General features: G+C 71.2%; 22 protein-coding genes. 14 read left to right on the forward strand and 8 right to left on the reverse strand.

What is annotated here, in order from left to right:
- Positions 1-53: 53 nt before the first annotated feature.
- On the forward strand, positions 54-572 hold the full coding sequence (locus ACZ5XZ_RS33150; protein ID WP_468984874.1) for a MauE/DoxX family redox-associated membrane protein: 519 nt from the start codon (positions 54-56) through the stop codon (positions 570-572).
- The gene (locus ACZ5XZ_RS33155; protein WP_468984875.1) at positions 572-1,120 is read left to right on the forward strand and encodes a TlpA family protein disulfide reductase; all 549 of its coding nucleotides are present in this window, start codon (positions 572-574) and stop codon (positions 1,118-1,120) included. The genes ACZ5XZ_RS33150 and ACZ5XZ_RS33155 overlap by 1 nt, the downstream gene beginning before the upstream one ends.
- Positions 1,121-1,601: 481 nt before the next feature.
- Here ACZ5XZ_RS33155 and ACZ5XZ_RS33160 read toward each other — a convergent pair whose 3' ends face one another.
- The 5 genes from ACZ5XZ_RS33160 to ACZ5XZ_RS33180 form a co-directional block, all read right to left on the reverse strand.
- Complete coding sequence (locus tag ACZ5XZ_RS33160; protein WP_468984877.1) at positions 1,602-2,750, reverse strand: ABC transporter ATP-binding protein; 1,149 nt, start codon at positions 2,748-2,750, stop codon at positions 1,602-1,604.
- 12 nt (positions 2,751-2,762) lie between these two features.
- The gene (locus tag ACZ5XZ_RS33165) at positions 2,763-3,824 is read right to left on the reverse strand and encodes an ABC transporter ATP-binding protein (protein ID WP_468984879.1); all 1,062 of its coding nucleotides are present in this window, start codon (positions 3,822-3,824) and stop codon (positions 2,763-2,765) included.
- Positions 3,825-3,835: 11 nt separating this feature from the next.
- Positions 3,836-4,807 carry an ABC transporter permease gene (locus tag ACZ5XZ_RS33170; protein ID WP_468984881.1) on the reverse strand — a complete coding sequence of 324 codons (972 nt, stop codon included), beginning with the start codon at positions 4,805-4,807 and terminating at the stop codon, positions 3,836-3,838.
- A gap of 135 nt (positions 4,808-4,942) precedes the next feature.
- The gene (locus ACZ5XZ_RS33175) at positions 4,943-6,742 is read right to left on the reverse strand and encodes an ABC transporter substrate-binding protein (protein ID WP_468984884.1); all 1,800 of its coding nucleotides are present in this window, start codon (positions 6,740-6,742) and stop codon (positions 4,943-4,945) included.
- 106 nt (positions 6,743-6,848) lie between these two features.
- Entirely contained in the window at positions 6,849-7,883 is a 1,035-nt protein-coding gene (locus tag ACZ5XZ_RS33180; protein ID WP_468984887.1) for an ABC transporter permease, read from the reverse strand.
- Positions 7,884-8,368: 485 nt separating this feature from the next.
- On the opposite strand from ACZ5XZ_RS33180, the gene ACZ5XZ_RS33185 reads away from it, so the two are divergent.
- On the forward strand, positions 8,369-9,493 hold the full coding sequence (locus ACZ5XZ_RS33185) for a hypothetical protein (protein ID WP_468984889.1): 1,125 nt from the start codon (positions 8,369-8,371) through the stop codon (positions 9,491-9,493).
- On the opposite strand, the gene ACZ5XZ_RS33190 is transcribed toward ACZ5XZ_RS33185, so the two are convergent.
- Positions 9,494-11,677 (reverse strand): S9 family peptidase, encoded by a 2,184-nt coding sequence (locus tag ACZ5XZ_RS33190; RefSeq protein WP_468984892.1) that lies wholly within the window; start codon positions 11,675-11,677, stop codon positions 9,494-9,496.
- Between the two features lie 310 nt (positions 11,678-11,987).
- Here ACZ5XZ_RS33190 and ACZ5XZ_RS33195 point away from each other — a divergent pair, with 310 nt between their 5' ends.
- The 9 genes from ACZ5XZ_RS33195 (at position 11,988) to ACZ5XZ_RS33235 (ending at position 21,469) form a co-directional block, all read left to right on the forward strand.
- Positions 11,988-12,182 carry a hypothetical protein gene (locus tag ACZ5XZ_RS33195; protein ID WP_384432225.1) on the forward strand — a complete coding sequence of 65 codons (195 nt, stop codon included), beginning with the start codon at positions 11,988-11,990 and terminating at the stop codon, positions 12,180-12,182.
- A 110-nt stretch (positions 12,183-12,292) separates the two neighbouring features.
- The gene (gene mshB / locus ACZ5XZ_RS33200) at positions 12,293-13,276 is read left to right on the forward strand and encodes an N-acetyl-1-D-myo-inositol-2-amino-2-deoxy-alpha-D-glucopyranoside deacetylase (RefSeq protein WP_468984895.1); all 984 of its coding nucleotides are present in this window, start codon (positions 12,293-12,295) and stop codon (positions 13,274-13,276) included.
- Entirely contained in the window at positions 13,273-13,821 is a 549-nt protein-coding gene (locus tag ACZ5XZ_RS33205) for a DUF6113 family protein (protein ID WP_468984897.1), read from the forward strand. The genes mshB and ACZ5XZ_RS33205 overlap by 4 nt, the downstream gene beginning before the upstream one ends.
- 215 nt (positions 13,822-14,036) lie before the next feature.
- On the forward strand, positions 14,037-16,247 hold the full coding sequence (locus ACZ5XZ_RS33210) for a hypothetical protein (RefSeq protein WP_468984900.1): 2,211 nt from the start codon (positions 14,037-14,039) through the stop codon (positions 16,245-16,247).
- 236 nt (positions 16,248-16,483) lie between these two features.
- Positions 16,484-17,482: an ABC transporter ATP-binding protein gene (locus ACZ5XZ_RS33215; RefSeq protein ID WP_468984902.1), complete on the forward strand. Its 999-nt coding sequence runs from the start codon at positions 16,484-16,486 to the stop codon at positions 17,480-17,482.
- On the forward strand, positions 17,479-18,216 hold the full coding sequence (locus tag ACZ5XZ_RS33220; protein WP_468984905.1) for an ABC transporter permease: 738 nt from the start codon (positions 17,479-17,481) through the stop codon (positions 18,214-18,216). The genes ACZ5XZ_RS33215 and ACZ5XZ_RS33220 overlap by 4 nt, the downstream gene beginning before the upstream one ends.
- A 42-nt stretch (positions 18,217-18,258) precedes the next feature.
- Positions 18,259-19,527 (forward strand): sensor histidine kinase, encoded by a 1,269-nt coding sequence (locus tag ACZ5XZ_RS33225; RefSeq protein WP_468984907.1) that lies wholly within the window; start codon positions 18,259-18,261, stop codon positions 19,525-19,527.
- Positions 19,528-19,593: 66 nt separating this feature from the next.
- A complete protein-coding gene (locus ACZ5XZ_RS33230) occupies positions 19,594-20,199 on the forward strand; it encodes a response regulator transcription factor (RefSeq protein WP_468984909.1) in 606 nt (201 codons plus the stop codon).
- A 100-nt stretch (positions 20,200-20,299) separates the two neighbouring features.
- Positions 20,300-21,469 carry a PP2C family protein-serine/threonine phosphatase gene (locus tag ACZ5XZ_RS33235; protein WP_468984911.1) on the forward strand — a complete coding sequence of 390 codons (1,170 nt, stop codon included), beginning with the start codon at positions 20,300-20,302 and terminating at the stop codon, positions 21,467-21,469.
- Here ACZ5XZ_RS33235 and ACZ5XZ_RS33240 read toward each other — a convergent pair.
- Positions 21,462-22,319 carry a transglutaminase family protein gene (locus tag ACZ5XZ_RS33240; protein WP_468984913.1) on the reverse strand — a complete coding sequence of 286 codons (858 nt, stop codon included), beginning with the start codon at positions 22,317-22,319 and terminating at the stop codon, positions 21,462-21,464. The genes ACZ5XZ_RS33235 and ACZ5XZ_RS33240 overlap by 8 nt on opposite strands.
- A gap of 13 nt (positions 22,320-22,332) precedes the next feature.
- Positions 22,333-23,352: a GNAT family N-acetyltransferase gene (locus tag ACZ5XZ_RS33245; RefSeq protein WP_468984915.1), complete on the reverse strand. Its 1,020-nt coding sequence runs from the start codon at positions 23,350-23,352 to the stop codon at positions 22,333-22,335.
- 141 nt (positions 23,353-23,493) lie between these two features.
- On the opposite strand from ACZ5XZ_RS33245, the gene fdxA reads away from it, so the two are divergent.
- Together fdxA and dapC are read left to right on the forward strand one after the other, a co-directional pair.
- A complete protein-coding gene (fdxA, locus tag ACZ5XZ_RS33250; RefSeq protein WP_187811607.1) occupies positions 23,494-23,814 on the forward strand; it encodes a ferredoxin in 321 nt (106 codons plus the stop codon).
- Between the two features lie 196 nt (positions 23,815-24,010).
- Positions 24,011-25,144, forward strand: coding sequence for a succinyldiaminopimelate transaminase (gene dapC, locus ACZ5XZ_RS33255; RefSeq protein ID WP_468984917.1), 1,134 nt, complete (start codon positions 24,011-24,013; stop codon positions 25,142-25,144).
- Positions 25,145-25,250: the final 106 nt, after the last annotated feature.

Consider the following 25,250-nt stretch of genomic DNA (forward strand, 5'->3'; position numbering starts at 1 on the left):
CTCAGTGCGGAGAGGCCGCGACTCCCTGTTGTTGAGTTTCTCCCGAGGTTGCCATGGATGCCCTTTTTAATTTCGCCAGAGTGTGCTTGTTCCTTACGTTTGCGGCGTTCGTGACCAGTAAAATCGTTGGATTCGCATCTTTTCGGTCGCATGTGCACAACACCGTCTCGAGGGCCTCAGGGTGGTCTCTCTGCATCGCCGTTGCTGTCGTAGTGATCGAGCTATCGGCATGCGGTTGTCTGCTCTGGTACTCGACGTCCGCGGCCGGCTTCGGGCTCCTTGCCGGGCTGCTGGTTGTCTTCACGGCATACCTTGGCCTGCTTCTGGCTAGGGGGCGCGGGGAGTCATGCGGTTGTGGCGGAGATACGCAAAATCCAGTCACGGTCTGGCACGTGGTACGGAACGTGGTGCTCTTCTGTCTCGCAATCATCGGCCTCTTTTCCTCATTGCAGCTACATGCGGTGACCTTCGGGGTGCAGGACTGGATTAGGGTTCCGATCGCTCTGCTGCTGGCCAGCGCTGCCTACTGTGTCGACCACCTGATTAATATCTTTGGGAGGGAATTGGTGTGATGGAAACTATGGCGGGCGTGGCGTTCTTTTTCTCTCTCGCTTCCCTGGTGTTTTCGTTCGCGGTCGCCCGCAGGGTGACAGTGGTTCTCAAGCATATTCAGGAAAAGGGTCTTCCGGGGCGACAGGGTGCGGTTTCTGCCGGATCCGTCCTGCCGGTTGCGGAACTCGTAGACAGTTCCGGGAGAGGTGTTCGTGAGGGTATGGAGGGTCCATTTATTGTGGCCTACCTGTCCTCCGAATGCTCGGGATGTCGGGCGCAGGCTGCAGAATTGAAAAAGGGGAAAATTCGAGTGCCGGGCCCCCGTCTCGTCTCTGTGGTCCTCGGAGAGGGAGAAGCTGCCGAGAAATTTGCTGAAGAAGTAGCCACCTTCAGTGACGTGGTCCCAGTGCGCTACGGGTCCAGGCTGGTTCGAGATGTGGGGGTCAGTGTCTGGCCCAGCTTCGTCCTGTGCGATGGTTCGGGTGAAGTGCTTGTGTCGACCGGACGAGTCGATGAACTGCCTTCCCAAGAGTTCTCCGCACCCTTCGAGGAGTTCACCATGCCATGAGATTCCCCGTCGGTTCTCGGGAGTACGTTTCCTCCTTGTGGCCGTGTGGTGTTCCATAAAAAGGGTCCTTGCCGATGGAGGCAAGGACCCTTGAATATTTTCTCTTACTTACTTCGAGGCGATGACGTTATTCGGAGTGTGCTTCCGGGCCTCAACCCCGCTCCCCGGCGAGTCGGTGGTGGCTGTCAGCACGGAGAGCAAGGCGATGGCTGCAGTAGCAGTCAGCACACTGATGCGTATCTTCGGGTGTCGCATGGTGATCCTCCATCACATTGCGTTGGGCCTGCCGGCTTCTCGTCGCCTGCGTGAATATCGTCTCCGACAGGTCTTTCTGGACTCTTACACCCATCTCCTCTTGACAGTGGGTCAGGTGCGAGGAGGCCCGCACAAACGCGGGAGAAGCACTGAAGTCCGTATCCCCGACAGTGTGTTGTCGGGGATACGGACTCCGGGCTGTGCTGGTTCCGGCGGTGTGAATCCGTCAGGTGGTCTGCCCGTTCTCCTCCGAAGGCTCTACCTGAGCAGCGTCCTCGATCGCCGCCAGCGCCGGGTCGAGGATGATGTCCTCGTCGCGGGCCGCGGTCGTCGGCTCCTCCGGGAAGTGGCAGGCCGTCAGGTGGCCGGCCTCGCTGCCGGAGAGCTGGATCAGCGGCGGCGGCTCCGTGGCGCACTTGTCCTGCGCCTTCCAGCAGCGGGTGCGGAAGCGGCAGCCGGACGGCGGGTTGACGGGGGAGGGCACGTCGCCGGCGAGCCGGATGCGCTCGCGCTCCTCCTCCTCGCTCTCCACCAGCTTGGCCTCCGGCACCGCGGAGAGCAGCGCGTGGGTGTACGGGTGGCGCGGCCGGTTGTAGATCTCGTCGCGGGAGCCCACCTCGACGATCTTGCCGAGGTACATCACCGCGACCCGCTCGCTGAAGTGCCGCACGATCGCCAGGTCGTGGGCGATGAACAGGAACGCGATGCCCAGCTCGCGCTGGAGGTCCTGGAGCAGGTTGACGACCTGGGCCTGGATGGAGACGTCCAGGGCCGAGACCGGCTCGTCGGCGACGATCAGCTTCGGCTCCAGGGCCAGCGCCCGGGCCACACCGATGCGCTGCCGCTGGCCGCCGGAGAACTCGTGCGGGAAGCGGTTGTAGTGCTCCGGGTTCAGACCCACGGTCTCCAGGAGCTCACGGATCCGCTTCTCCCGCCCACCGGGCGGGTTGATCCCGTTGATCTCCATCGGGCCGCCGATGATGGTGCCGACCGTCTGCCGCGGGTTGAGCGAGGCGTACGGGTCCTGGAAGATCATCTGGATCTCGGAGCGGACCGGCGCCAGCTGCTTGCGCTTGGCGTGGGTGATGTCCTGACCCGCATACGTGATCTTGCCGGAGGTCGGCTCCATGAGCCGGGTGAGCAGCCGTCCGGTGGTGGACTTGCCGCAGCCCGACTCGCCGACCAGGCCGAAGCTCTCGCCGGCGTGCACGGTCAGGTCGATGCCGTCGACCGCTTGGACCGCGCCGACCTTCCGCTTGAACGGAAAGCCGCCGTAGATCGGGAAGTGCTTGGTGAGGCCCTCGGCGGTGAGCAGCGGCTCGCCCGGAGCGGGCTTGGCGTCGCGGGGCGCCGGGAGGGTGACGTTGTCTGCCATGGTGGTCGCTCCCTAGCCCAGCCGGGGCTTGATCTGCTCGGTGAAGAGGGTCTGCTTCTGCTCGGCGCTCAGGTGGCAGGCCGCGGCCCGCCCCAGTTCCAGCAGCGGCCGCTCGTCGGTGCACCGGGTGCCGCCGACCTCGCCGGTGAAACCGCAGCGCGGGTTGAAGGCGCAGCCCGACGGCGGGTTGAGCAGGCTCGGCGGGCTGCCCGGGATCGGGTGCAGCGCCTCGCTGACGTCCGAGGAGAGCCGCGGCATGGAGCTCAGCAGGCCCCAGGTGTACGGGTGCCGGGGCTGGGTGAGGATCTCCTTGACCGAGCCCCGCTCCACCGCCCGGCCCGCGTACATCACCAGCAGGTCGTCCGCGGTGTTGGCGACCACGCCGAGGTCGTGGGTGATCAGGATGATCGCGGAGCCGAACTCCTGCTGGAGGTCCTTGAGCAGGTCGAGGATCTGCGCCTGGACGGTGACGTCGAGGGCGGTGGTCGGCTCGTCGGCGATCAGCAGCTGGGGGTTGCAGACCAGCGCCATGGCGATCATGGCGCGCTGGCGCATACCGCCGGAGAACTGGTGCGGATAATCGTCCACCCGCAGGGTCGGCTGCGGGATGCCGACCTTGGTCAGCATCTCGATGGCGCGCTGCCGGCCCTCGCGCTTGCTGGCGCCGGTGTGCTTGATGAACGGCTCGGCGATCTGCCGGCCGACGGTGTAGTACGGCGACAGAGCGGTCAGCGCGTCCTGGAAGATCATGGCCATCTTGTTGCCGCGGAGCTTCTCCAGGGTCTTCTCCCTGGCTCCGGTCAACTCCTGGCCGTCCAGCGTGATCTCGCCCGAGATCTCGGTGGCCTTGGGGTTGTGCAGCCCCAGGATCGAGAGGTTGGTCACCGACTTGCCGGAGCCTGATTCGCCGACGATGCCGAGCGTCTGGCCGCGTTCCAGATCGAAGGAGAGACCGTCGACCGCCTTGACGATGCCGTCCTCGGTGGAGAACCGCACCTGCAGGTCACGAACGGACAGGAAGGGGTCGGACCCGGACGGCGCTGTGGCGCCTTCGGTCTTGGTGAGTGTGGTCACTTCAGGCTCTCCTAGGACAGGCGCACGCGCGGGTCGATGAAGGCGTACGTCGCATCCACGATGATGTTGAACACCAGGATCAGGGCGGCACTGAAGATCAGCACGCCCATGATCATGGGCAGATCGAGGGTGGTGACGGAGTCGATCGCGAGCCGTCCGACGCCGGCCAGCTGGAAGGTGAACTCGGTGATCATCGCGCCGCCGAACAGCGAGCTGAGGTCCATGCCGAGGATGGTCACGATCGGGATCAGCGAACCGCGCCAGGCATAGCGCAGGAAGACGTACGAGCCGGACATGCCCTTGGCCTTGGCCGTCCGGACGTGCTCCTCCTGCAGCTGCTCGATCATCGTCGAGCGGGACATACGGGTGTACTGCGCGGTGAAGATCGTCGACATCACCAGCCACGGGAGCAGCAGGCCCATGAACCATCCGGCCGGGTTCGAGGTCAGCTCCACGTACTTGGGGGAGTCCATCAGACCGCTGTAGACGAACAGACCGAGGGCGATCGGGCCGAGGATGTAGATCTGCGCCGAGCTCAGCACCATCGAGATCGAGGTGAGCGTCTTGTCCACGAACGAGCCGCGCTTCCAGGCGGCGAGCAGGCCGGTACCCAGGCCGACGGTCAGGAAGACCAGGACGCCGCCGATGGCCAGCGAGGCGGTGGTGGGCAGCCGGTCCATCAGCGTCGCCCAGACGTCCTGCTTCGTGGCGAACGAGTAGCCGAAGCACGGGGCGTCGCAGTGCCCGATGGTGTAGTCGCGGCCGGTGAAGATGCCGGCGAGGAAGTCCCAGTACTGCGTCGGCAGTGGCTTGTCGAGACCGAGGTTCTGGTGGATCAGTGCGATGTTGTCCGCGGTGCAGTTCTTTCCGCAGGACATCGTCGCCGGGTCACCGGCACCGAAGAACACGAAGAACGTGAAGGCACTGAGCAGAAGAAGGATGACAACAGCGCCGAACGTCCGGCGAAGTAGGAATTGAAGCATGGCAGTTCGCTGCTCTCAGGACGGCGGCGGCAGTGGGCGTGAGGGGTGGCGGACAAAGGCCCCGGAGGGCGCGCGTTCCGCCGTGTGCGCGCCGTCCGGAGTGCCTTCGTCAGGTGGTCGCCTGAGCGGCTACCGCTACTTCTTCAGGTACAGCGTGTTGGGGTCGAGGTAGCTGACGTCCAGGTTGTACCGGGCGCCGCCGATGTTCGAGCCGTAGAGCTGGAGCACCTTGGTGTAGAAGGCCGGCGCCGCCGGGTTGACCTTCTCCACGATGTACTTGTGCAGCTTCTCCCACTCCTCGGTCGCCTTCTTGACGTCGGCGATCTTCGAGATCCGGGCGATCTCGGAGTTCACGTGCTTGTCGTTGATGTGGGAGTAGTTCGAGGCGCCGTCCTGGATGGTGGTGCCGTCGTACGAGGGCGGGATGACGGTCGAGGCGTCGGCCCAGTCCTGGCCCCAGCCGGTCATGTAGATGTCGAAGCCGTTGTCGACCTTGCCCATCTGCTCGTACCAGGAGGCCGCCTCGACCTCCTTCTTCTGGACGTTGAAGCCGGCCTTGGTCAGCGCGTCCTCGATGACGACGGCTTCCTTCTGGCGCGACTCGGTGTTGGAGTAGGCGTAGACGAGCTTCATGCCCACCTTGCCGGCCTCCTTGAGAAGCTTCTTGGCCTTCTCCGGCTCGCCGTTCGGGTGCGACAGCTTGCCGTAGGGGTCGTAGCCCTTCTTGTAGCCCGCCACGGTCGGGGCGAGCAGACCGCCGGCGATCTCACCGCCGTAGCTGCCGCCGTTGACCCGGACGATCTGCTGGTCCGGCATGGCGTAGGTGATCGCGTCGCGGATCTTCTTGTCCTTGAGGCGGTCCATGTTCATGTTCATCTGCCAGACGTAGGGCTGGTAGCCCTGCACCAGGCGCTTGCTCGCGCTGGCGTTGGTCAGCACGTCCTTGGTCAGCGTGGGGTCCACCGAGTTGGTGAAGCTGACCGCGTTCTTGGCCTCGCCCTGGTCGGACATCAGGCGCTTGGTGGAGTCCGACGGCTGGTGGTTGAAGGTGATGTTGTACCCGTCCGGGTACGCGGTGCGCATCGGGTCCGTCTTCGGGTCCCAGTTCTTGTTGCGCACCAGCTGCATGGACTTGCCGGACTTGAACGACGCGATCTTGTACGGACCGGCGCACACCGGCTTGACGTCGTAGGCGTCCTTGGTGTCCTTGGCGCTGTCCGGCACCACGCTGTAGCCGGGCATCGTCAGCGCGTACGGCAGCTGCGAATTCGGCTGCTTGAAGTGGAAGATGACGGTCTTGTCGTCCGGGGTGTCCAGGACGCTCTTGGGCAGGTGGTCGCCCTTGTACGGACCCTCCGGCAGCGCCTTGCGGTAGGTCGTGCCGCTGCCCGACAGCCAGGTCTGGACGTAGGTCGGGCCGTCGGTGATGAACTTGGCGTACAGCCGCTCTATCGAGTGACGGATGTCCTTCGAGGTGATCGGCTTGCCGTCCTCGAACTTGATGCCGTCCTTGAGCGTGTACTTCCAGGTCTTGCCGCCGTCGGACATCTGGCCGGCGTCGGTGGCCAGGTCACCGACCACCTTGGTGTTGCCCTTGTCGTCCTGCTTGAAGGAGGTCAGGCCGCGGAAGATCAGCTGCGACAGGGCCTTCATGTCGCTGACGTACATCTGGCCCGGGTCGAGGTGGTTGTAGCTGTCACGCTGGTACACGCGGATGGTGCCGCCCTTGTGGGCGCCCTTGACAGCGACCGCGGGGCCGGCGGAGTCGGCGGCGGTGCCCATCGGGATCGCCTTGGCCTGGGCCGCGGCGTCCGCGTCCGACTGCGCCTTGCCCTTGTTGGAGCCGCTGCCGCCACTGCAGCCGGTCAGCGCCAGTGATCCGGCCGCGAGGGCCACGATCACCGCGCGAGCTCTGCGCGTAGAAAGTGCGTTCATGAGTTCCAAGCACCTGCCTGTCAGTTGGGGTCCAGTTGTGCTGTCCGAAGCAACCGGGGCAGGCCCGGGAGGTGGGGGTGACAGCGAGCCCCCCGCAAGTGGACGATCAGCGCCCGGACTTGGGGTCGAAGGCGTCGCGGACCGAGTCTCCGAGAAGGTTGAAGCAGAGCACGAAGATCAGCATGGCCGCGGCGGGGAAGAGCAGGAAGGTCGGGTCGTTCTCGTAGTACCGGGCGCCGGCCTGGAACAGCCGGCCCCAGTCGGGGGTCGGCTCGATGATGCCGACACCGAGGAAGGACAGACCCGCCTCGGCGGTCACGAAGAGCGGGAGCATGTACGTGCCCTGCACCAGCACCGGCGTGACGACGTTCGGCAGCAGCTCCTTGCGGATGATCCGCCAGGGCGAGGCGCCGGTGATCTTCGCGGCCTCGACGAACTCCCGCTCGCGCAGGGAGAGCACCTGGCCTCGAAGGAGCCGGGCCAGACCCATCCAGCCCAGGAACCACTGCACGATGATCAGCGCGCAGACCCGTACGTATGTGGGCGTCTCGTCGCCCGGCGGCACGAAGAGCGCCACCACGATCGGGGTGAAGGCCACGAAGGTCAGCTGGCTCGGGAAGGCGAGCAGGAAGTCGATCAACCGGCTGAGGAAGTAGTCGGCCTTGCCGCCGACGTAGCCCGCCGTGACGCCGATGATGATGCCGGTGACCACGGTCAGGATGGTCACCGCGACGGAGATGCCCAGCGACATCCGCATGCCGTAGATCAGCATCATGAACACATCGCGGCCGAGCTGGGGCTCGACACCGAACCAGTGCTCCGGTGAGATGCCGCCGTTGGCTCCCGCCGGATAGGCGAACTCGTCGAGCAGATTGGGATCTTCGTTGCCGTAGAGCGTGTACGGGTCCTTGCCGTACAGCGAGCCGATCACCGGGGCCAGGGCCGCGATGATGAAGAAAGCCAGCACGACGATCCCGCAGATCATGCCCGTGCGGTCGCGCTTGAAGCGCATCCACATCAATTGGCCGGGGGATCGGCCGACGAGCTCACCGCCCTTGCTCTTCTTTTCCTTCTTCAGACCCTTGGGTCCAGGTCCCGGGGTGTCGGACCTGGTAGCCGCGGTCTGGGATGGACTAGTCATCGCGAAGTGCCCCCGCGCCGAGTTCTCTTGGAACGTGAAGCGGCGCCGAGTCGCACCGCTGGATGAGCGGACTTTCGCAAGTGATTTATGGCGGAGTCAAGGGGATCGGGTGCGCTTACGAACAGGTCGTCTACTTCTTGAGCGAAGATTGCGCAGATCGACGCAAGGGCGTGCTTGACAGATGGGCGGGATATGCGGCATGGGGGACATATACCCATCAACCTCTTTAACATGAAGGCAACTTCACTGTCGCAGCACCGATATACGGACGCGCCATGATGAACAACGTACGGCCGTGCGGGTGCCGTAGACCGGCCGGGACGCCACTCGGCGCCCCGGCCGGTCGCTGTTTTGTCCCCCTTCGCCCACTGCTCCGTTCGGGGCTGTTGTCCCGGCGCCGGGAGTCGAGTAGACCTGCGGTGGACGCCTCGTATACCGGGCGCCGTGGACGACCCTGGTACTTCGACACGGACGGGGGGCGGGCCGTGTCCACAGTGCGGGATCGCGATCTCACTCACGGCGCGCGCCGCGCCGGCGCACTGGTCTGCCTGTTGCTCGCCCTGTTCAGCGCGGGCTGGATCGTCCGGGACCTCGCCGTCGCCCGGCATGGCGCGGACGTGTGGTGGACCTGGCTCGGGGACGCCCGCCGGCCCCGGGAGTCCACCGCCTGGGCCACCTCGCCGCTCGACCCGCTGCTGGCGCTCGGCGCCCTCGCCACGGCCGTCGCGGTGCGGCGCGGCACGGTCCCCTCGTCCGTGGCCTCCGGCGCGCTGCTCTCCCTCGCCCTCGCCACCGCCCTGCTGCGCACCCCCCTGACCTGGACCCTGGGCGCGGGCCGGCTGCCGGGTCCGGACGGCGGGCTGACGGCGCAGGCGCGGGCGAGCGCCCTGGTCGAACTCGCGCTGGCCGTCGCGCTGCTCGCGGTGGTCGCGGCGGACCGACGGCGGGGCGGGCGGGCCGGCCGACATACGAGGCGCCCGGCGCGCGGGCTGGCGGCGGTGGCCTCCTCGGCATACGGGGTCGTCCACACGGCGCCGCACGGGGCCGACGCCGGGCCGCCCGGGCGGCCGCACAAGGGGGCGGCCACCGCCGCCGCCGTCCTGCTGGGGACCGCCGGGGCCGCCGTCGCCGGATGGGAGGTCCACTGGTGGGCGCGGATCGGCGGGGACGTCTACCGCAAGGGGCTGCTCGGCGACGCGTCGGTCTCCGGCGCCCTGCTGCAGCCCCCCGTGCACTGGCATGCGCTGGCCCTCGCGCTGCTGGCCCTGGGGGCCGCGGCCGCCGCGCTGCGCCAGGCGTCCTGGGCCCGGCCGGCGGCGCTCACCGCCGCCGCGCTGCTGTCCGTGCACGGCGCCACGGCGCTCGCCTTCGCCGGACGCACCGGGCAGTTCGGCCGCCTCGCCGCGCTGCCCGCCGGGGCCCGGCTGGAGCTGGCCACCGCGGCGTTCGTGACGGCCGCCGGGCTGACCGCGCTGATCGCGGCGGCCCGCCCCGGCGTCCCGGAGGCCGCCGCGGACGCGGACGGCGTACGGGCGTACGGCTCCGCGCCCGATGCGGCGCGGCCTCCGCACGCCCCGCCCCCGCCGTCCACCCTCCCGCCCGGCTGGTGATCAGACGCGCATCCCCAACGACCGCTTGAGGAAGTCGACCTGGAGCAGCAGCAGGTTTTCGGCCACCTGTTCCTGGGGTGTCATATGGGTCACCCCGGACAGCGGCAGCACCTCGTGCGGGCGGCCCGCCGCCAGCAGCGCCGAGGACAGCCGCAGCGAATGCGCCACGACCACGTTGTCGTCCGCGAGGCCGTGCACGATCAGCATCGGACGGTGCGGCTCCACCGCTTTGGACAGTCCCTCGTCCGTGATCAGCGAATTCTCCGCGTAGACCGCCGGCTCCTCGTCCGGGTGGCCGAGGTACCGCTCCTGATAGTGGGTGTCGTACAGGCGCAGATCGGTCACCGGTGCGCCCACCACCGCGGCGTGGAAGACGTCGGGCCGGCGCAGCGTGGCGAGCCCGGCGAGGTAGCCGCCGAAGGACCAGCCGCGGATGGCCACCCGGTCCAGGTCGAGGGGAAAGGATCCGGCCAGCGCCTGCAGGGCGTGGACCTGGTCGTCCAGCGCGCACTCCGCGAGGCGCCGGGAGACCGACTTCTCCCAGGCGGGGGAGCGGCCCGGGGTGCCCCGGCCGTCCGCGACGATCACCGCGAACCCCTGGTCGGCGAACCACTGGGAGGTCAGATGGGCGTGGTGCGAGGCGACCACCCGCTGACCGTGCGGACCGCCGTACGGGTCCATCAGGACCGGCAGCGGACCGTCGCCCTCCGCATACCCGCCCGGCAGCAGCACCGCGCACGGAATCTCCCGCTCCCCGGCCAGGACGAGGCGGGGCCGGGCGGTCAGCGTCGGCTCCTCGGCGTACGAACCGATCGTGGCGAGGGTCTTCTCCCCGCCGTCGGGATCCAGCCGGATGACGTCCACCTGGGTGCCCGGGCGCTCCAGCGAGGTCTGGGACAGCACGGTCAGCGCGCCGCCGCGCACCGCGGAGGACACCGTCGGATACGGGCGCCGGCCCACCCGCTCCCAGCCGCCCTGGTCGCCGCTGCCGCGGAACCAGGCGCGGTAGACGCCGATGTCGTGCATGTCGGTCCCGCTCGCGGAGAACAGCACGTCCTCCTCGCCGATGTCCAGTACGGCCCGCACATGCAGCGGCGCCCCGGTCAGCGGCCGGTCGCCGACGAACAGCTTGCGTGCGCCGCCCTCGTCCGCGATCCGCACCAGCCGGCCGTCCGGCGTCCAGGCCGGCACGCCGGGGAACGGCTCGACCCAGGCCTCGTCCTCGTCCTCGTGCACCGTGCGGGTCGCGCCGGTCGCGGTGTCGACGGTCAGATAGCGCTGGTCGCGCTGGTCGCGGGCCTGGACCAGCAGCACCGGCGGGCCGGCCGCGGACCAGTGCACGCGCGCCAGATAGGGGTAGCGCCCGGTGTCCCAGGTGACGTCCGTGCGCGAGCCGTCCAGGCCGAAGAGCGCGAGGGTGACCTCGGCGTTGGCGGTGCCCGCCGCGGGGTAGGCGACCTGCGCCGGTTCACGGTCCGGATGGGCCGGATCGGAGATCCACCAGCGCCGCACCGGTGCCTCGTCGACCCGCGCGGCCAGCACCGCGTCGCTCCCCGGCGACCACCAAAAGCCCCGGTAGCGGCCCATCTCCTCGGCCGCGATGAACTCCGCGAGGCCCCAGGTCACCTCGGGGCCGTCGGGCTCGGCCAGCACCCGGTCCGCCCGCGCGCCGCCGGCCGCGGCCCCGTCGTCCGACGTCGCGGTGCCGTCCACCGCGACCACCCGCAGCCGGCTCTCGGCCACGAAGGCGACATGCCGTCCGTCGGGCGAGGGGCGGGGGTCCACCACCGGCCCCTGGACCGGGAGTTCGCGGGTGGTCCCGGCGCGCAGCTCGGAGACGAACAGCCGGCCGGACAGTGAGAACGCCGCCAACTCCACGGCGGAGTCCGCCGCGTAGCCGACGATGCCGGCCGAGCTCTCCCGGCTGCGCTCGCGGCGGGCCCGCTCCTGCGGGGGAAGCTTCTCCTGCGCGCCGGCCAACAGGGCCCGCGGGTCGGCGGCCGTGAACTCCCGCCCCTCTTCCAGGTCGAGCACCCACAACTGCTGGCTGCGGTCGGTGCCCGAAGCGGAACGCAGGAAGGCGACGCGCGTGCCGTCGGGGGAGATGCTGTAGCCGCGCGGTGCGCCCAGGGTGAAGCGCTGCGTACGGGCATACTGCCGCGGAAACGAAGGCTGTCCGGTCATGGGCCGAGCCTAGAGCCTGTCCGATGGGTCGGGGTCGGACCGGCGGCAGGCCCCAAAGCCTGTCCGATGGGTCAGGGCTGGACCGGCCGCAGGATGCCGGGGCTCACCGAGGTCGCGCTCGTGAAGATCGTGTGCGCCCCCACTCTGCTCCTGTGCTCCGACTTATGCGCTAGCGCGGAAAGTTATGATCCCTTGCGCGTAGTGGGTACGGGGTAAAGAGCCCTTGGCATACCCCGGTGGACGGGTCCGTGGACACGGTCCGTGCACCATCAACTCTGACCGGACCGTGTGTACTTGGAGGTGAGCCGCCGTGGCACTCTCGATTTCGGCGGTGGTGCTGCTGGCGATCATCGTCTTCTTGCTGGTCAAGAAGTCCGGACTGAAGGCCGCGCATGCTTTTGTCTGCATGCTGCTGGGCTTCTATCTGGCCAGCTCGTCCGTCGCGCCGACGGTCAAGTCGCTGACGACGAATGTCGCCAGCATGATCGGCGGTATCAAGTTCTGAGCCGTCTCCGGGCCGGCTCGCCGCCACCGCGCCCGCGCTTCGCCCGGCTGCCTGGCGGGCGGGCGGGATCGCATGGTGGGGGCGGGCCGGTCGGCTCGTAGGCTGTCGGCATGACCGCCCCGTCGCCTCTCACCGCCTCCGGCAGGGACACCGCGCCTCGCCGCGACGCCCCCGCCCGCCGTCTCCTGCTCGTCCATGCCCACCCGGACGACGAGTCGATCAACAACGGCGTGACCATGGCCAAGTACGCGGCCGAGGGCGCGCTGGTCACCCTCGTGACGTGCACGCGCGGCGAGGAGGGCGAGGTCATCCCGCCCGAGCTGGCGGCTCTCGCACCGGACCGCGACGACGCCCTCGGCCCGTACCGCGAGGACGAGCTGGCCGCCGCGATGACGGCCCTGGGCGTCGGCGACCACCGCTTCCTCGGCGGGCCGGGCCGCTACCGCGACTCCGGGATGATGGGCGCCCCCCAGAACGAGCGGCCGGACTCCTTCTGGCAGGCCCCGCTCGACGAGGCCGCCGCCGACCTGGTGGCCGTCATCCGCGAGGTCCGTCCGCAGGTTCTGGTCACCTATGACCCGGATGGCGGATACGGGCACCCCGATCACATCCAGGCGCACCGCGTCGCCATGCGGGGTGCGGAGCTCGCCGCGCGGGCGGACTTCCGGCCGGAGCTGGGCGCCGCGCACGCGATCGCGAAGATCTACTGGAACTGCAACCCCCGTTCCGTGGTCGAGGAGGGTTTCGAGCGGCTGCGCGCGGCCGGTCGCGGCTTCCCGGGGATCGCCGCCGTCGACGATGTGCCCGGCGTGGTGCCGGACGCCGAGGTCACCGCGTCGATCGCCGGCGACTCCGCGCAGGTGGCCGCGAAGACCGCGGCGATGCGGGCGCACTACACCCAGATCGCGGTCGACGGGCCGTTCTTCGCGCTCTCCAACGACCTGGGGCAGCCGCTGTTCGCCACGGAGCACTATCGGCTGGTGCACGGCGCTGCGGGCGCCCCGGCCGGCGCGAGGGAGGACGATCTCTTCGCGGGTATCGGCGAAATGGTGGGTATGCAGGAGAGTGCCCGGATTGAGGAGGTGGCCGAATGAGCACGGCCAAGGGTGGCGACGGCGGCGCGTCCGCCGGCAAGAGGGGCGCCGACGCGTCCGCCGGCAAGGCGCGGCGGTCCCGGGCGGGTTCGGGCGGTACGTCCGGCGCCCGGCCCCCGGCGCGGTCCGGCGGCCCCGTGGCGCCGACCGCCGGTTCCGCGTCGACCGCACCGCTGACACCCGGTCGGATCGGCCTGTATGTGCTGCTTCTGGTCGCCGGCGTGCTGGTCGCGATCGCCGGAACGCTGGTGCAGGCGGCCTGGTTCCCCGGCGGGCTGGTGCTGGCGCTGGCCGGTGTTGGCGGGCTGTTCTACGGGGGAGCCAGGGCGACCGGCACGCCGGCCGGTGTGCTGGCGCCCGGTGCGGCCTGGCTGGTGACGGTGTTCCTGCTGCTCGGCGAGGTACGGCCGGAAGGCGACTTCCTCTTCAGCCCGGGGGCCGGGTCGTACATCTTCCTGCTGGGCGGCATCCTCGCCGCTGTGATCTGCGCCACCGCCGCCCAGGTGCGCGCTACGGGCCTGCGGCACGGCCGAGTTGGCGGATGACGTGGCACATACCGGGACGGATGCCATGCCGGTCCGGGTGAACGGCCCGCGCGCGGGGGTATCGCCCGTGGCGGCGGTCTTCGTACGCTCCCCGGGTGTCCGCCCGCGGCGGACAGTATGGTGGTGCGCGCCGTCGCGCCGCCCTGGGGGCACCCCTCGGCCTCGGGCCGGGGAACATCTCTGACGAGCGGCGGAGCCAACCGGGAGAACCTGCTTTGAGTCGTGAATCTGACAGTTCGTCCTCCGGCCCTCAGGGCCGTGGCGCAGCCGCGTACCCGTCTGGGACGCCGCCGTACGGCTCGCCCAGGGGAGACGCCGACGAGGCGCTGGCGCCCGGTGCCGCGGCGCGCCCGGAGGAGCCCAAAACCGAGACCACGCTGACGACGCGGATCAAGATCAACATTCCGGGGTCGCGCCCCATCCCGCCGGTCGTCGTGCGCAAGCCGGTCGGCGAGGAGTCCGGCAGGAACGGACCGGCCGCCTCCGGAGGTGCCGCCGCGCCCCGCGGAGTGACCCGCCCCGTGCGCGGCGCCGAGCGGAGCGCGGAGCGCACGGCGAACACCCCCAGGCCCGACGCCCCGGCGGACGAGGCCACCGCGGGCGGTCCGTCCGAGAAGACCAGCGACTGGTTCGCGCCGCGCAAGACGCAGGGCGGTCCGTCCGGTTCGTCCTCGACCACCGGGTCCCATGCGGCGCCGACCGCCCCGGGCGGTGGCACCCCGCCGCACGGAACCCCGGGCGCCACGTCTCCGCAGCGTCCTGACCTGCCGTACTTCTCCGACGCGCCGGGCCCGCAGGGCGGTGCGGCACCGTTCGACGGCGGTCCCGGGCACAGTGGCGCGTCGCCCTTCGACGGCGGTCCGCGCGGCGCCTCCTCGCCGTTCGACGGCGCCGCGCACGGCGGCCCTCGGGGCGGCTCGCCGTTCGACGGCGCGAGCCCCGATGACGGGCCGGCGTTCGACGCCCCCACCGGACGCGCGCGCGACCACAGCCCGTTCGACGCCCCGGCGGGCCCCAGCGGTCCGACGACCGGCCCGGCCCGCGGCAGCTCCGCGCTCAACCTCCCGCCCGGCTTCAGCGATCCGCTGGCCGGCACCGGCGCCAGGCCCGGAATCGGCGACGACACCGCGGAGCTGACCCCGCAGCCGCCCGCGCCGCTCGCCGGGCCCGGCAGCGGCCTCGGCGCCGGCAGCGGTATCTCGGGCGGGCTGCCCGGCGGGCAGTCCGCCGCGGTGCCCGGTGGCCCGAAGGGCAAGCGCGGGGCGAAGAGCGCCCCCGCGGGCGGCCCGCAGGGCGGCGCCCCGGCCGGCCGCGACCGGGTGTCCGGCGACACTCTGGTCAGCGGCATCCCGGCGACCCCCGGGGCCGACGGTCCGTCGCCCCGTTCGCCGTTCGCGGCCACCCCGCCCGGTGAGGGCGACAGCGCCGCACCGAAGCCGCGGCCCAAGATCCCCGAGCCCATCAACCCGCCCAAGAAGGGCCGCAACAAGCTCGTCCTCGTGGGTGTCGCGGTCGTGGTCCTGGCCGGCGTGGCCTACGGCGCCGGTCTGCTGCTCGACCACGCCGACGTGCCCAACGGCACCACCGCGCTCGGTGTCGACATCGGCGGCACCACCAAGGAAGAGGCCGTCAAGAAGCTGGACGCGGCGCTCAAGAACAGCCGCACCGCGCCGCTCAAGCTCACCGTGGACGGCAAGGCCGTCACCCTCCAGCCGGCCAAGGCGGGCCTGGACGTCGACACGCAGGCCACGGTCCGCGACGCGGCCGGCCGGGACTACAACCCGGTCTCCGTCATCGGGTCGCTGTTCGGCGGCACTCGCACGGCCAAGCCGGCGATGATCGTCGATGACGAGAAGCTGCAGGTCGCGCTGGCGAACGCCGCCGGGGCCGGGGGCGCCGCCGAGGACGGCGGGATCACCTTCGAGAACGGCAAGGCGGTGCCGCACTACGGCGCGCCCCACAAGGCCGTCGACGTCAAGGCGTCCCAGCAGAAGATCGCTGACGCCTATCGCCATCGCATCGAGACCGGCACCGACACGCCGGTCGTGCTCGCCGCCAGCACCCAGCAGCCGCAGGTCAGCAAGGCCGCGGTGGACAAGGCGATGAAGCAGTACGCCGAGCCCGCGATGCTGGGCCTGGTGACGGTCCGTACGGACGCGGCGCACACGGTCTCCTTCAGCCCGCAGAAGTCCATCCCGAAGTTCCTGTCCTTCAAGATCGGCAGCAACGGCGAACTGGTGCCGTACTACGACCGGCCGGCCCTCAAGGAGCTCTACGGCGACACCTTCAACGGCGTACTGCTGACGAAGGGCGACGGGTCCAAGAAGCCGGTCACCGTCGAGGAGGTGGCCAGCGCGGTCGGCAAGGCGCTGCAGGGCACCACCCCGGCCGAGCGGATCCAGACCATCGGAGCGGACGCGGGCTGACGCACCGGCCGGCGGCCGGCCGCCCGCCGGCCGACGGGAGGCCGCACACCGGCCGACGGTCATGCGCCGGCCGACCGCCCCACGGCGTGAAACCGCAGGTGAACAGGCCCCCTGGGGGTTTTCTCGGCAGCACCCCGAGAAAGACCCCTAGGGGGCCTCACCCATGACAGATGTCATGGCGGAGTGCGGACAATCGGCACTGCCGCGCGCCGGGCGGATCCCGGAAGCTGAAGAGCATGACGACCGCAGCGACCACCACAGCCACCACCGCCGAGGAGGCGGGCCGGGCGCCCGTGGTCAGCTTCCGTCAGGTCAGCCGGAGTTACGGCGCGGTGCGCGCGGTGGCCGACCTGAATCTGGAGCTGTATCCGGGCGAGACCGTCGCCCTGCTCGGCCCGAACGGCGCCGGCAAGTCCTCCACCCTCGACCTGCTCCTCGGGCTGCGCACCGCCGACTCCGGCAGCGTGACCCTGTTCGGCACGAGCCCGCAGCGCGCCATAGAGCAGGGCAGGGTCGGCGCGATGCTGCAGAGCGGCGGCCTGATGGAGGGCGTCAAGGTCAAGGAGCTGGTCCGGCTGGCCCGCGATCTGCACCCGCGCGGCTACCCCCTCGACCAGATCATGGCCACCGCCGGCATCGCCGACATCGCCGACCGCATGGTCGACAAGCTCTCCGGCGGCCAGGAGCAGCGGGTGCGCTTCGCCCTCGCCACCGCCGGTGTCAACGACCTGATCGTGCTGGACGAGCCGACCACCGGCATGGACGTCTCGGCCCGGCAGACGTTCTGGGGCGCCATGCGCCGGCAGGCCCAGCAGGGCCGTACGGTCCTCTTCGCGACGCACTACCTCGAAGAAGCCGACGAGATCGCCGACCGGGTGATCGTGCTGCACCGCGGCCGGGTGCTGGCCGACGGCACCGCCGCCGAGATCAAGGCCCGGGCCGGTGCCCGCCGGGTCACCTTCGACCTCGACGAGCCGGTCGAGGTCGACGCCCTCTCCGGCCTGCCGTTCCTGACCTCACTGGCGATGTCCGACAGCGGCTCGGCCGCGGGCTCCGGCCGGCGGACGGTCCGCCTCCAGTCCCAGGACGCCGACGCCACCGTCCACGCCCTGTACGCCCTCGGCCTCTACCCGCGGCATCTGGAGGTCTCCGGCCTCGGCCTGGAGCAGGCCTTCCTCGCCCTCACCTCGGCTTCCGACGCGACCCCCACCACCGCCGAGGAGGCGGCCCGATGACCACCCTGATCAAGCTGGAGATCATCCGTGCCCTGCGGAACAAGAAGTTCATGTTCTTCTCGGTGATCTATCCGCCGGTGCTGTATCTGATCATCGCCGGCGGCGCGGACAGCAAGCCGATCCCCGGTATGAAGCTGGACATGGGGCTCTACTACATGGTCTCCATGGCGGCCTTCGGCGCCATGACCGCCGTGCTGCTGGGCAACAGCGAGCGCATCGCCAAGGAGCGCGAGAAGGGCTGGGTGCGGCAGCTGCGGCTGACGGCCCTGCCCGGCCGCGGCTATGTCGCCGCGAAGATAGCCGCGGCGGCGACGGTCAGCCTGCCCTCCATCGTGCTCGTCATGATCGCCGGCGCGGCCGTCAAGGGCGTCCGACTGGAGGTCTGGCAGTGGGCGGCGATCGTGCTCGGCACCTGGCTCGGCAGCTTCGTCTTCGCCGCGCTCGGCGTCGCCATCGGCTACCTCGCCACCGGCGACGCGGTCCGCCCGATATCGATGCTGGTCTACTTCGCGCTGGCCTTCCTCGGCGGTCTGTGGATGCCGCTGACGATCCTGCCGCAGTGGGTGCAGAACATCGCCGAGTGGCTGCCCACCCACGCCTACGCCGCGCTCGGCACGGCGGTGGAGGCCGGCGGCGCCCCCCATGGGAAGGACATGGCCATCCTCCTCGGTTACCTTGTCCTCTTTGCCGGTGGTGCGGCCTGGCTGTACCGCAAGGACGCCCGCGCGGCGTGATCACGGATGAGTAGATGGTGGGGCGAGCAGGCCGGATGGGCGATGACTGAGCCGGGGACCGAGCGCAACCCCGTCATGATCGGGTCCCCGCCGCGCAACCGCCGGCAGGCGATGACCAAGTCGCTGTGGATCGTCATCTGGTTCCTGTACCTGTCCGGGCCCGTCGGCCAGCTGCTCGAAGGCGAGCTGTCGGCGCGGGACGAGGCCCTGGGGTGGACGGGCCTGTCGGCCTTCATCGCCGTCTACTTCGCCCTGGTCTTCCGGCACATGGTCCACGCCCCGCTGCGCGCGACCGTGGTGCGGGCGATGGTGGCCTTCCTCGCGCTGCTCGCCGGGCTGCTGTCGTCGACCCTGGGCCCCAACTGGCTGGTGCTGTTCACCTTCGTCTGTGTGGCCTGCGCCGTGACGCTGCCGTTCCGGCTGTCGCGCTGGGCCATCCCGGCGCTGACGGCCGCCCTCGTGGCGATCGGCCTGCGCTACGAGCACACCCGGATCTACCTCTTCGCCTACGCACTGCCCTGCCTCCTGAGCGGCTTCGCCATGGTCGGCGTCCAGCACCTGATCCGTACGACCGCGCAGCTGCGCGAGGCCCGCGAGGAGGTCGCCAGGCTGGCCGCCAACGACGAGCGGCTGCGCCTCGCCCGCGATCTGCACGACCTCCTGGGCCACTCGCTCTCCCTGATCACGCTCAAGAGCGAGCTGGCGGGGCGGATGCTGCCGGACAAACCGACCGACGCGGCCCAGCAGGTCGCCGATATCGAGCGGGTCAGCAGACAGGCGCTGGTCGACGTCCGCGAGGCGGTCACCGGCTACCGCCGCCCCCGGCTCGCCGTCGAGCTGGCGGGCGCGCGGGCCGCCCTGCGCACCGCCGACGTCACGCTCACCGTCGACCCCGCGCTGGAGGGCGAGCACCGCGGGCTCGCGGCCGACGAGGAGGGCGCGCTGGCCTGGGCACTGCGCGAGGCCGTCACCAACGTCGTACGGCACAGCGGTGCCCGCCACTGCGAGCTGCTGCTCACCGAGGAGTGGGAGGCCGACGAGCGCCGCTCCCTGTGCCTGGCGGTGCTCGACGACGGCGCCGGCCCGCCCCGCGCCCAGCACGACGGCAACGGCCTCAGCGGCCTGCGGGAACGCCTGGCCCTGGCCGCCGGCCGCCTGGAGACCGGCCCCGCCCCCCGCGGCCGCGGCTTCGCCCTGCGCGCCTACGTCCCGTTGGCCACCCCCGCGCCTTCCGGGACCGCGACCGGGACCGGGACTGCAGCCGACGAGGGGGTACGGGGCACAGGTGGGGCCGTGGACCGGGAGCTCTAGGGCCTGTCCGAGGGGTCAGGGTCGGGCCCGGCGATGACCCATCGGACAGGCCCTAAGCTGGCCGTCATGATCAGAGTGCTGCTGGCCGAGGACCAGTCGATGGTCCGGGAGGCGCTGGCCGCGCTGCTGTCGCTGGAGGAGGACCTGGAGGTCGTCGCACAGGCGGCCCGCGGGGACGAGGTGCTCCCGGCGGCGCGGGCGCAGGACGTCGACGTGGCGTTGCTGGACATCGAGATGCCCGGCATGAGCGGGCTGGACGCGGCGGCCGCGCTGCGTGCCGCGCTGCCCGCCGTGAAGATCGTCATCCTCACCACCTTCGGCCGCCCCGGCTATCTGCGGCGCGCCATGGAGTCCGGCGCCGACGCCTTCCTGGTCAAGGACGCCCCGGCGGCCCGGCTCGCGGACGCGGTACGCCGCGTGCTGCGCGGTGATCGGGTCATCGACCCGGCCCTGGCGGCGGCCGCGCTCGCCGATGGGGCCAGCCCGCTGACCGAGCGCGAACGGCAGGTGCTGCGGACGGCCGCCGACGGCTCCACCAACGCCGAGATCGCCCACGCCCTGCATCTGTCCCAGGGCACGGTCCGCAACTACCTCTCCACCGCCATCCAGAAGACCGGCGCCCGCAACCGCGCCGAGGCGGTCCGCACGGCACGCGACAAGGGCTGGCTCTAGGGACGACACCCCCTCTCCGATCCCGCCCCCTCCGGCCGTCCCCCGGGCGCGGGACCTTCGTCCCTGTGCGGTGCCGGGTGGCTTCGCGCAGGCTGGAGGTGTGACGGCCGCCAATCGAGGCACAACGAGCGATCGCCGCGCCACCGCGCTGCTGATCCTCGCGATCCTCGTCGTCACCGTCCTGGACGCGACGACCGGCCCGGAGCTGCACATCTCGGCCTTCATGGGCATCGCCCCGCTGTACGCCGCGCTGCGCTGCTCCTACCGCCACACGCGCCTGGTGGCGGCCGTCTTCGTGGTGTGCCTGACCTACGTCGACATCTTCACGGTGCCCGACTGGGCCCCGGCCAGCCGGGTCGTCGGCATCTTCGGCGCGGTCCTGGTGGCGGTCTTCTCCCTGGTGCTGTGCCGCACCCGGCTGCAACGCGAGGCGCTGCACGCCCGCACGAGCCTGGTGGCCGACACGGTGCAGCGGGCGATGCTGCGCGAGCTGCCGCTGAGCGCCGGACCGGTCGAGGCGTACGGCTTCTATGTCTCCGCCCAGGAGGGCGCCCGGGTCGGCGGCGACATCTACGAGGCCATCGACACCCCCCACGGGCTGCGGCTGATGATCGGCGACGTACAGGGCAAGGGCATGCCGGCGATCGGCGCCGGCCTGGAGGTGCTGGCGTCGTTCCGGGAGGCCGCGCAGTACCAGGGCTCCCTGGAGTCGGTGGCCGAGCGCATGGAGAGCGCGCTGACCCGCTACAACACGCGCTCCGTCGAGCAGGGCACCGACGAGCGCTTCGTCACGGCGCTGCTGATGGAGATGCGCGACACCCCCACCCGGCCCCGGGGCCGGGTGCTGTCCTGCGGCCACATCCCGTTCTACCTGGTGCGTGCGGGCAGGGTGTACGAGCGCCGGGACGGCGAGGGCGGGCTGCCGCTGGGCCTGGGCCCGCTCAGCGGCGAGCCGCGCCGCGCCGCACGGGTCCTCCCGGAGCCGGACGACTGGGTCGTGCTGTGCACCGACGGCGTCACCGAGGCACGCGGCGCGGACGGCGAGTTCTACCCGCTGGCCGAGCGCCTGGCCGGCTGGACCGGTCTGGAACCGGCCGAGCTGGCCCGCACCCTCCGCGCCGACCTGGAGTCCTTCACCGGCGGCCAGCTGCTGGACGACGCGACCGTACTGGTCGTCCGGCGCCGGACGCGTCTTACGGGACTCGCGGCCGGGGCCCCCGGTGCGGAGCTTCCCCAGCTCACGCCGGGCCTGCCGCCGCAGCTCAGTTGAGCATGGCGCGGGCCGCGGCGGCCTCGCGGCGGATCGCGTCCGCACCGGCCGGCTCGACGGCGTCCACCACCCGCGCGTACTCCTCCAGCTCGGCCGCCCCGGCGAGGAACTCGCCCCGCTGGACGAGCAGCCGGGCCCGCTCATGGCGCAGCCGCGCCGGATGGCTCGGCAGCAGCAGCGACAACTCCAGCGCCCACAGCTGCACCGCGCTGTGCTCCGGGCGGGCCTGCGCCCAGGCCCGGATGTTGTTGAGCACCCGCAGCACGACGTCCAGCGGGCCGGCGGGCTCGATCAGCTGCTCGGTCAGCCGCCCACCGGTCGCCCCCGCGACCAGCAGCGCCGCGTCGTCGTCGGTGAGCGGCCGCCCGCCCGCGAACGGATCGGCCAGTACGTGCGCCCCGTACGGGTCGCCGAAGCCGACGACGAAGTGCCCCGGCAGCGCCACCCCGTACACGGGTGCGCCGGCCCGCCGGGCGACCTCCATCCACACCACCGACAGCAGGATCGGCAGGCCCCGGCGGCGCCGCACCACCTCGTGCAGCAGCGAGGACTCCAGCCGCCGGTAGTCGGCCGGGGAGCCGCCGAAGCCGCAGCGGGTGCCGAGCAGCTCGGCGAGGTTGCGGGCCCAGGCGCCCGGGCCACCGGTCGGGGCGTACGGCAGCAGCCCGGCCAGGCGGTCCAGCTCGATCTGGACGTCGTCGATGCCGCGCTCGTCCAGCCCGGGGTCGGCCTCGGCGCCGATCAGCAGGCACAGCAGCGCCAGGTCGGGCGCCTTGGCGCGCGCGGCCTCGGCGAACAGCCGCCGCCGCGCGGCCCGGGCGGCCTGTTCCGGCTCGGGTTCCTGGGGCATAGGGGGTACTCCGTCAGTCGCGGCCGCCCGGCAGGGCACGCCGGTAGTGGTAGCCGTGGTGGTCGCTGAAGCCGAGCCGGTCGTAGAACGCCAGGGCGCCCGCGTTGTCCGCCTCGACCTGCAGATACGCCGCGGAGGCCCCCTCGTCCAGGGCCCGCTCGGCCAGTGCCGCCATCACCAGTGTGGCCAGCCCCTGCCGCCGCAGTGCCGGGTCCACCTCCAGCGCCGCGAACCCCGCCCAGCGCCCGTCGACGACCAGGCGGCCGATCGCCGCCGTCCGGCCGTCGGCGCCGCGCACCGTGGCGAACCACACCGAGGGGCCGCCGGTCAGCACCGCCCGCGCCGCCTCGGTGGGAGCGCCGCCGTCGCCGGTCCGGTTGTACAGGGCCAGCCACTCCGGGCCCGCCTCCCGCGACAGCGTGACGCGGGTGGTGTCGGCCTCGGTGTCCGCGAGCGGTGCCAGCGCCGAGATCAGGACCCTGGTGGGCGCCTCGTCGCGCCAGCCGCGCCCGGCCAGCTCCGCGGCCAGCTCCTCGTCGGTGTCCGCCCGCCCGGTGGCGACCACGATCACCGCCGGCAGCCCGCGGTCGCCGTACCACCGCTCGACCCGCTGAAGGGCCTCGTCCAGCGGGAGGCCGGGGTCTCCGAGGGGCAGTACGGAGTTGGCCCGGCGGGTGAATCCTCCGGAGGCGCGTAGCGTCCACTCCCCGAGACGTTCGGTCTCGACAGCCGGCCAACCGCGGGCCGCGACCTGCTGGAGCTCCCGGGTGCCGGCCGCCGGCACCTTTCTGCGGGCCGGTGCGGCGGGCACAACCTTCGCCGCGACCAGCGAGGATTCCTCGATCCGCACGCACTCGCCGCTGCGCCGTGTGATGCTCAGCACACCCTGGTCCCACGATGTGAGAACGCCGACCGCGTCCGTGAACGCCGCCTCCCCGGGCCCACCCCCCGTCCGACGCCGGACGGATACCCTTTTGCCCACGTCAGCACGGGTGATACGGACTTCCGCGCGACCGCCGGCCAGGAATTCCATCGCTCAAACCGCCCCTCTTGTTCGTCTCGTGCCCGGGAACGGAGATACTAGGTGGCGGGCATCGACGACGCCGCGCTCCCGCGCGCCCAGCGGCGGTACCGCCAATCGGTCCCGCCGGCCCTACCGAGGAGGAACGACAGCGTGACCTACGTCATCGCGCAGCCTTGTGTCGACGTCAAGGACAAGGCGTGCATCGAGGAGTGCCCGGTCGACTGCATCTACGAGGGCTCCCGGTCCTTGTACATCCACCCGGACGAATGCGTCGACTGTGGTGCCTGTGAGCCGGTCTGCCCGGTCGAGGCGATCTTCTACGAGGACGACACCCCGGAGGAGTGGAAGGACTACTACAAGGCGAATGTGGAGTTCTTCGACGAGCTCGGCTCGCCCGGTGGCGCCAGCAAGCTCGGCCTGATCGAGCGCGACCACCCCTTCATCGCCGGGCTGCCGCCGCAGAACCAGTAACGACCCGAGGGCCCAGAAGGGAGCCTCGCCGCTCCCTTCCGGCCTCCGACGTCGTCAGCGGTCGCACGGCGCCGCCCCGGACCCGTACGGCCCCGGCCGCACGGCTTCGACCTGCTTCGGTCCCGTACGGCCTTCCGCCGTACGGGACCGAGGCGTATGCGCCGGGCGTCCCGGCACCACCGAGAAAGAGAGCACCGTGGGCGCAGCCTCCACCCCCCAGCCCGAATCCTCCCGGGAGTCGCTCCGCGACCGGCTTCCCGTCTTCCCGTGGGACCGGCTGGAGCCGTACAAGACCACCGCCGCCGCGCACGTCGACGGGATCGTCGACCTGTCCGTCGGCACCCCGGTCGACCCGGTTCCCGCCGTGATCCAGCAGGCGCTGACCGCGGCGGCCGACAGCCCGGGCTATCCGACGGTGTGGGGGACGGCCGAGCTGCGTGACGCGCTCACCGGCTGGGCCGCCGAGCGCCTGGGCGCCCAGGGCCTGGCGCACACCAACGTGCTGCCCGTCGTCGGCTCCAAGGAGCTGGTGGCCTGGCTGCCGACCCAGCTGGGTCTGGGCGCCGGCGACAAGGTCGGCTACCCGCGTCTGGCCTACCCGACCTACGAGGTCGGCGCCCGCCTGGCCGGCGCCGAGCCGGTCGTCTACGACGACCCCTGGGACCTGGACCCCGACGGCCTGCGACTGCTCTGGCTGAACTCGCCGTCCAACCCCACCGGCCGGGTGCTGGGCGCCGACGAGCTGCGCCGCACGGTCGCCTGGGCGCGCGAGCACGGTGTGCTGCTCTTCAGCGACGAGTGCTACCTCGAACTGGGCTGGGAGGCCGACCCGGTCTCGGTGCTCCACCCGGACGTCTGCGGCGGTTCGCCGGACGGCATCGTCGCCGTCCACTCCCTCTCCAAGCGCTCCAACCTCGCCGGCTACCGCTCCGCCTTCCTCGTCGGCGACGCCGCGGTCCTCGGCGACCTGCTGCAGATCCGCAAGCACGGCGGCATGATGATCGCGGCGCCCGTCCAGGCCGCCACCGTCGCCGCGCTCGGTGACACCGCCCATGTCGCCGAGCAGCGTGCGCGCTACGCCCGCCGCCGCGCCGCGCTGCGCGGCGCCTTCGAGGCCGCGGGCTTCCGCATCGAGCACAGCGAGGCGTCGCTCTACCTCTGGGCGACCCGCGACGAGCCCTGCTGGGACACCGTCGGCGAGCTCGCCAAGCGCGGCATCCTCGTCGCCCCCGGCGAGTTCTACGGCCCGGCGGGGGAGCGGTTCGTACGGATCGCCTTCACCGCCACCGACGAGCGGGTCGACGCCGCGGTGCGCCGCCTGGCGGAGTAGGGCGGCATACGCGTGCGCGGGGGGGGGGGGGGGGGGGGAGGGCCCGCCCCACCCCCCCCCCCCCCCCCCCCGCCCCCCCCCCCCCCCCCCCCCCCCCCCCCCCCCC

The organism is Streptomyces sp. NPDC033270 (assembly GCF_055576575.1).

Excerpts from the sequence above, each read along its gene's own strand:
- ACZ5XZ_RS33150 (WP_468984874.1), top strand. The coding sequence starts at position 54 with ATGGATGCCCTTTTTAATTTCGCCAGAGTGTGCTTGTTCCTTACGTTT.
- ACZ5XZ_RS33155 (WP_468984875.1), top strand. The coding sequence starts at position 572 with ATGGAAACTATGGCGGGCGTGGCGTTCTTTTTCTCTCTCGCTTCCCTG.
- ACZ5XZ_RS33160 (WP_468984877.1), bottom strand. The coding sequence starts at position 2,750 with ATGGCAGACAACGTCACCCTCCCGGCGCCCCGCGACGCCAAGCCCGCT.
- ACZ5XZ_RS33170 (WP_468984881.1), bottom strand. The coding sequence starts at position 4,807 with ATGCTTCAATTCCTACTTCGCCGGACGTTCGGCGCTGTTGTCATCCTT.
- ACZ5XZ_RS33175 (WP_468984884.1), bottom strand. The coding sequence starts at position 6,742 with ATGAACGCACTTTCTACGCGCAGAGCTCGCGCGGTGATCGTGGCCCTC.
- ACZ5XZ_RS33180 (WP_468984887.1), bottom strand. The coding sequence starts at position 7,883 with ATGACTAGTCCATCCCAGACCGCGGCTACCAGGTCCGACACCCCGGGA.
- ACZ5XZ_RS33190 (WP_468984892.1), bottom strand. The coding sequence starts at position 11,677 with ATGACCGGACAGCCTTCGTTTCCGCGGCAGTATGCCCGTACGCAGCGC.
- mshB (WP_468984895.1), top strand. The coding sequence starts at position 12,293 with ATGACCGCCCCGTCGCCTCTCACCGCCTCCGGCAGGGACACCGCGCCT.
- ACZ5XZ_RS33205 (WP_468984897.1), top strand. The coding sequence starts at position 13,273 with ATGAGCACGGCCAAGGGTGGCGACGGCGGCGCGTCCGCCGGCAAGAGG.
- ACZ5XZ_RS33215 (WP_468984902.1), top strand. The coding sequence starts at position 16,484 with ATGACGACCGCAGCGACCACCACAGCCACCACCGCCGAGGAGGCGGGC.
- ACZ5XZ_RS33220 (WP_468984905.1), top strand. The coding sequence starts at position 17,479 with ATGACCACCCTGATCAAGCTGGAGATCATCCGTGCCCTGCGGAACAAG.
- ACZ5XZ_RS33225 (WP_468984907.1), top strand. The coding sequence starts at position 18,259 with ATGACTGAGCCGGGGACCGAGCGCAACCCCGTCATGATCGGGTCCCCG.
- ACZ5XZ_RS33230 (WP_468984909.1), top strand. The coding sequence starts at position 19,594 with ATGATCAGAGTGCTGCTGGCCGAGGACCAGTCGATGGTCCGGGAGGCG.
- ACZ5XZ_RS33240 (WP_468984913.1), bottom strand. The coding sequence starts at position 22,319 with ATGCCCCAGGAACCCGAGCCGGAACAGGCCGCCCGGGCCGCGCGGCGG.
- ACZ5XZ_RS33245 (WP_468984915.1), bottom strand. The coding sequence starts at position 23,352 with ATGGAATTCCTGGCCGGCGGTCGCGCGGAAGTCCGTATCACCCGTGCT.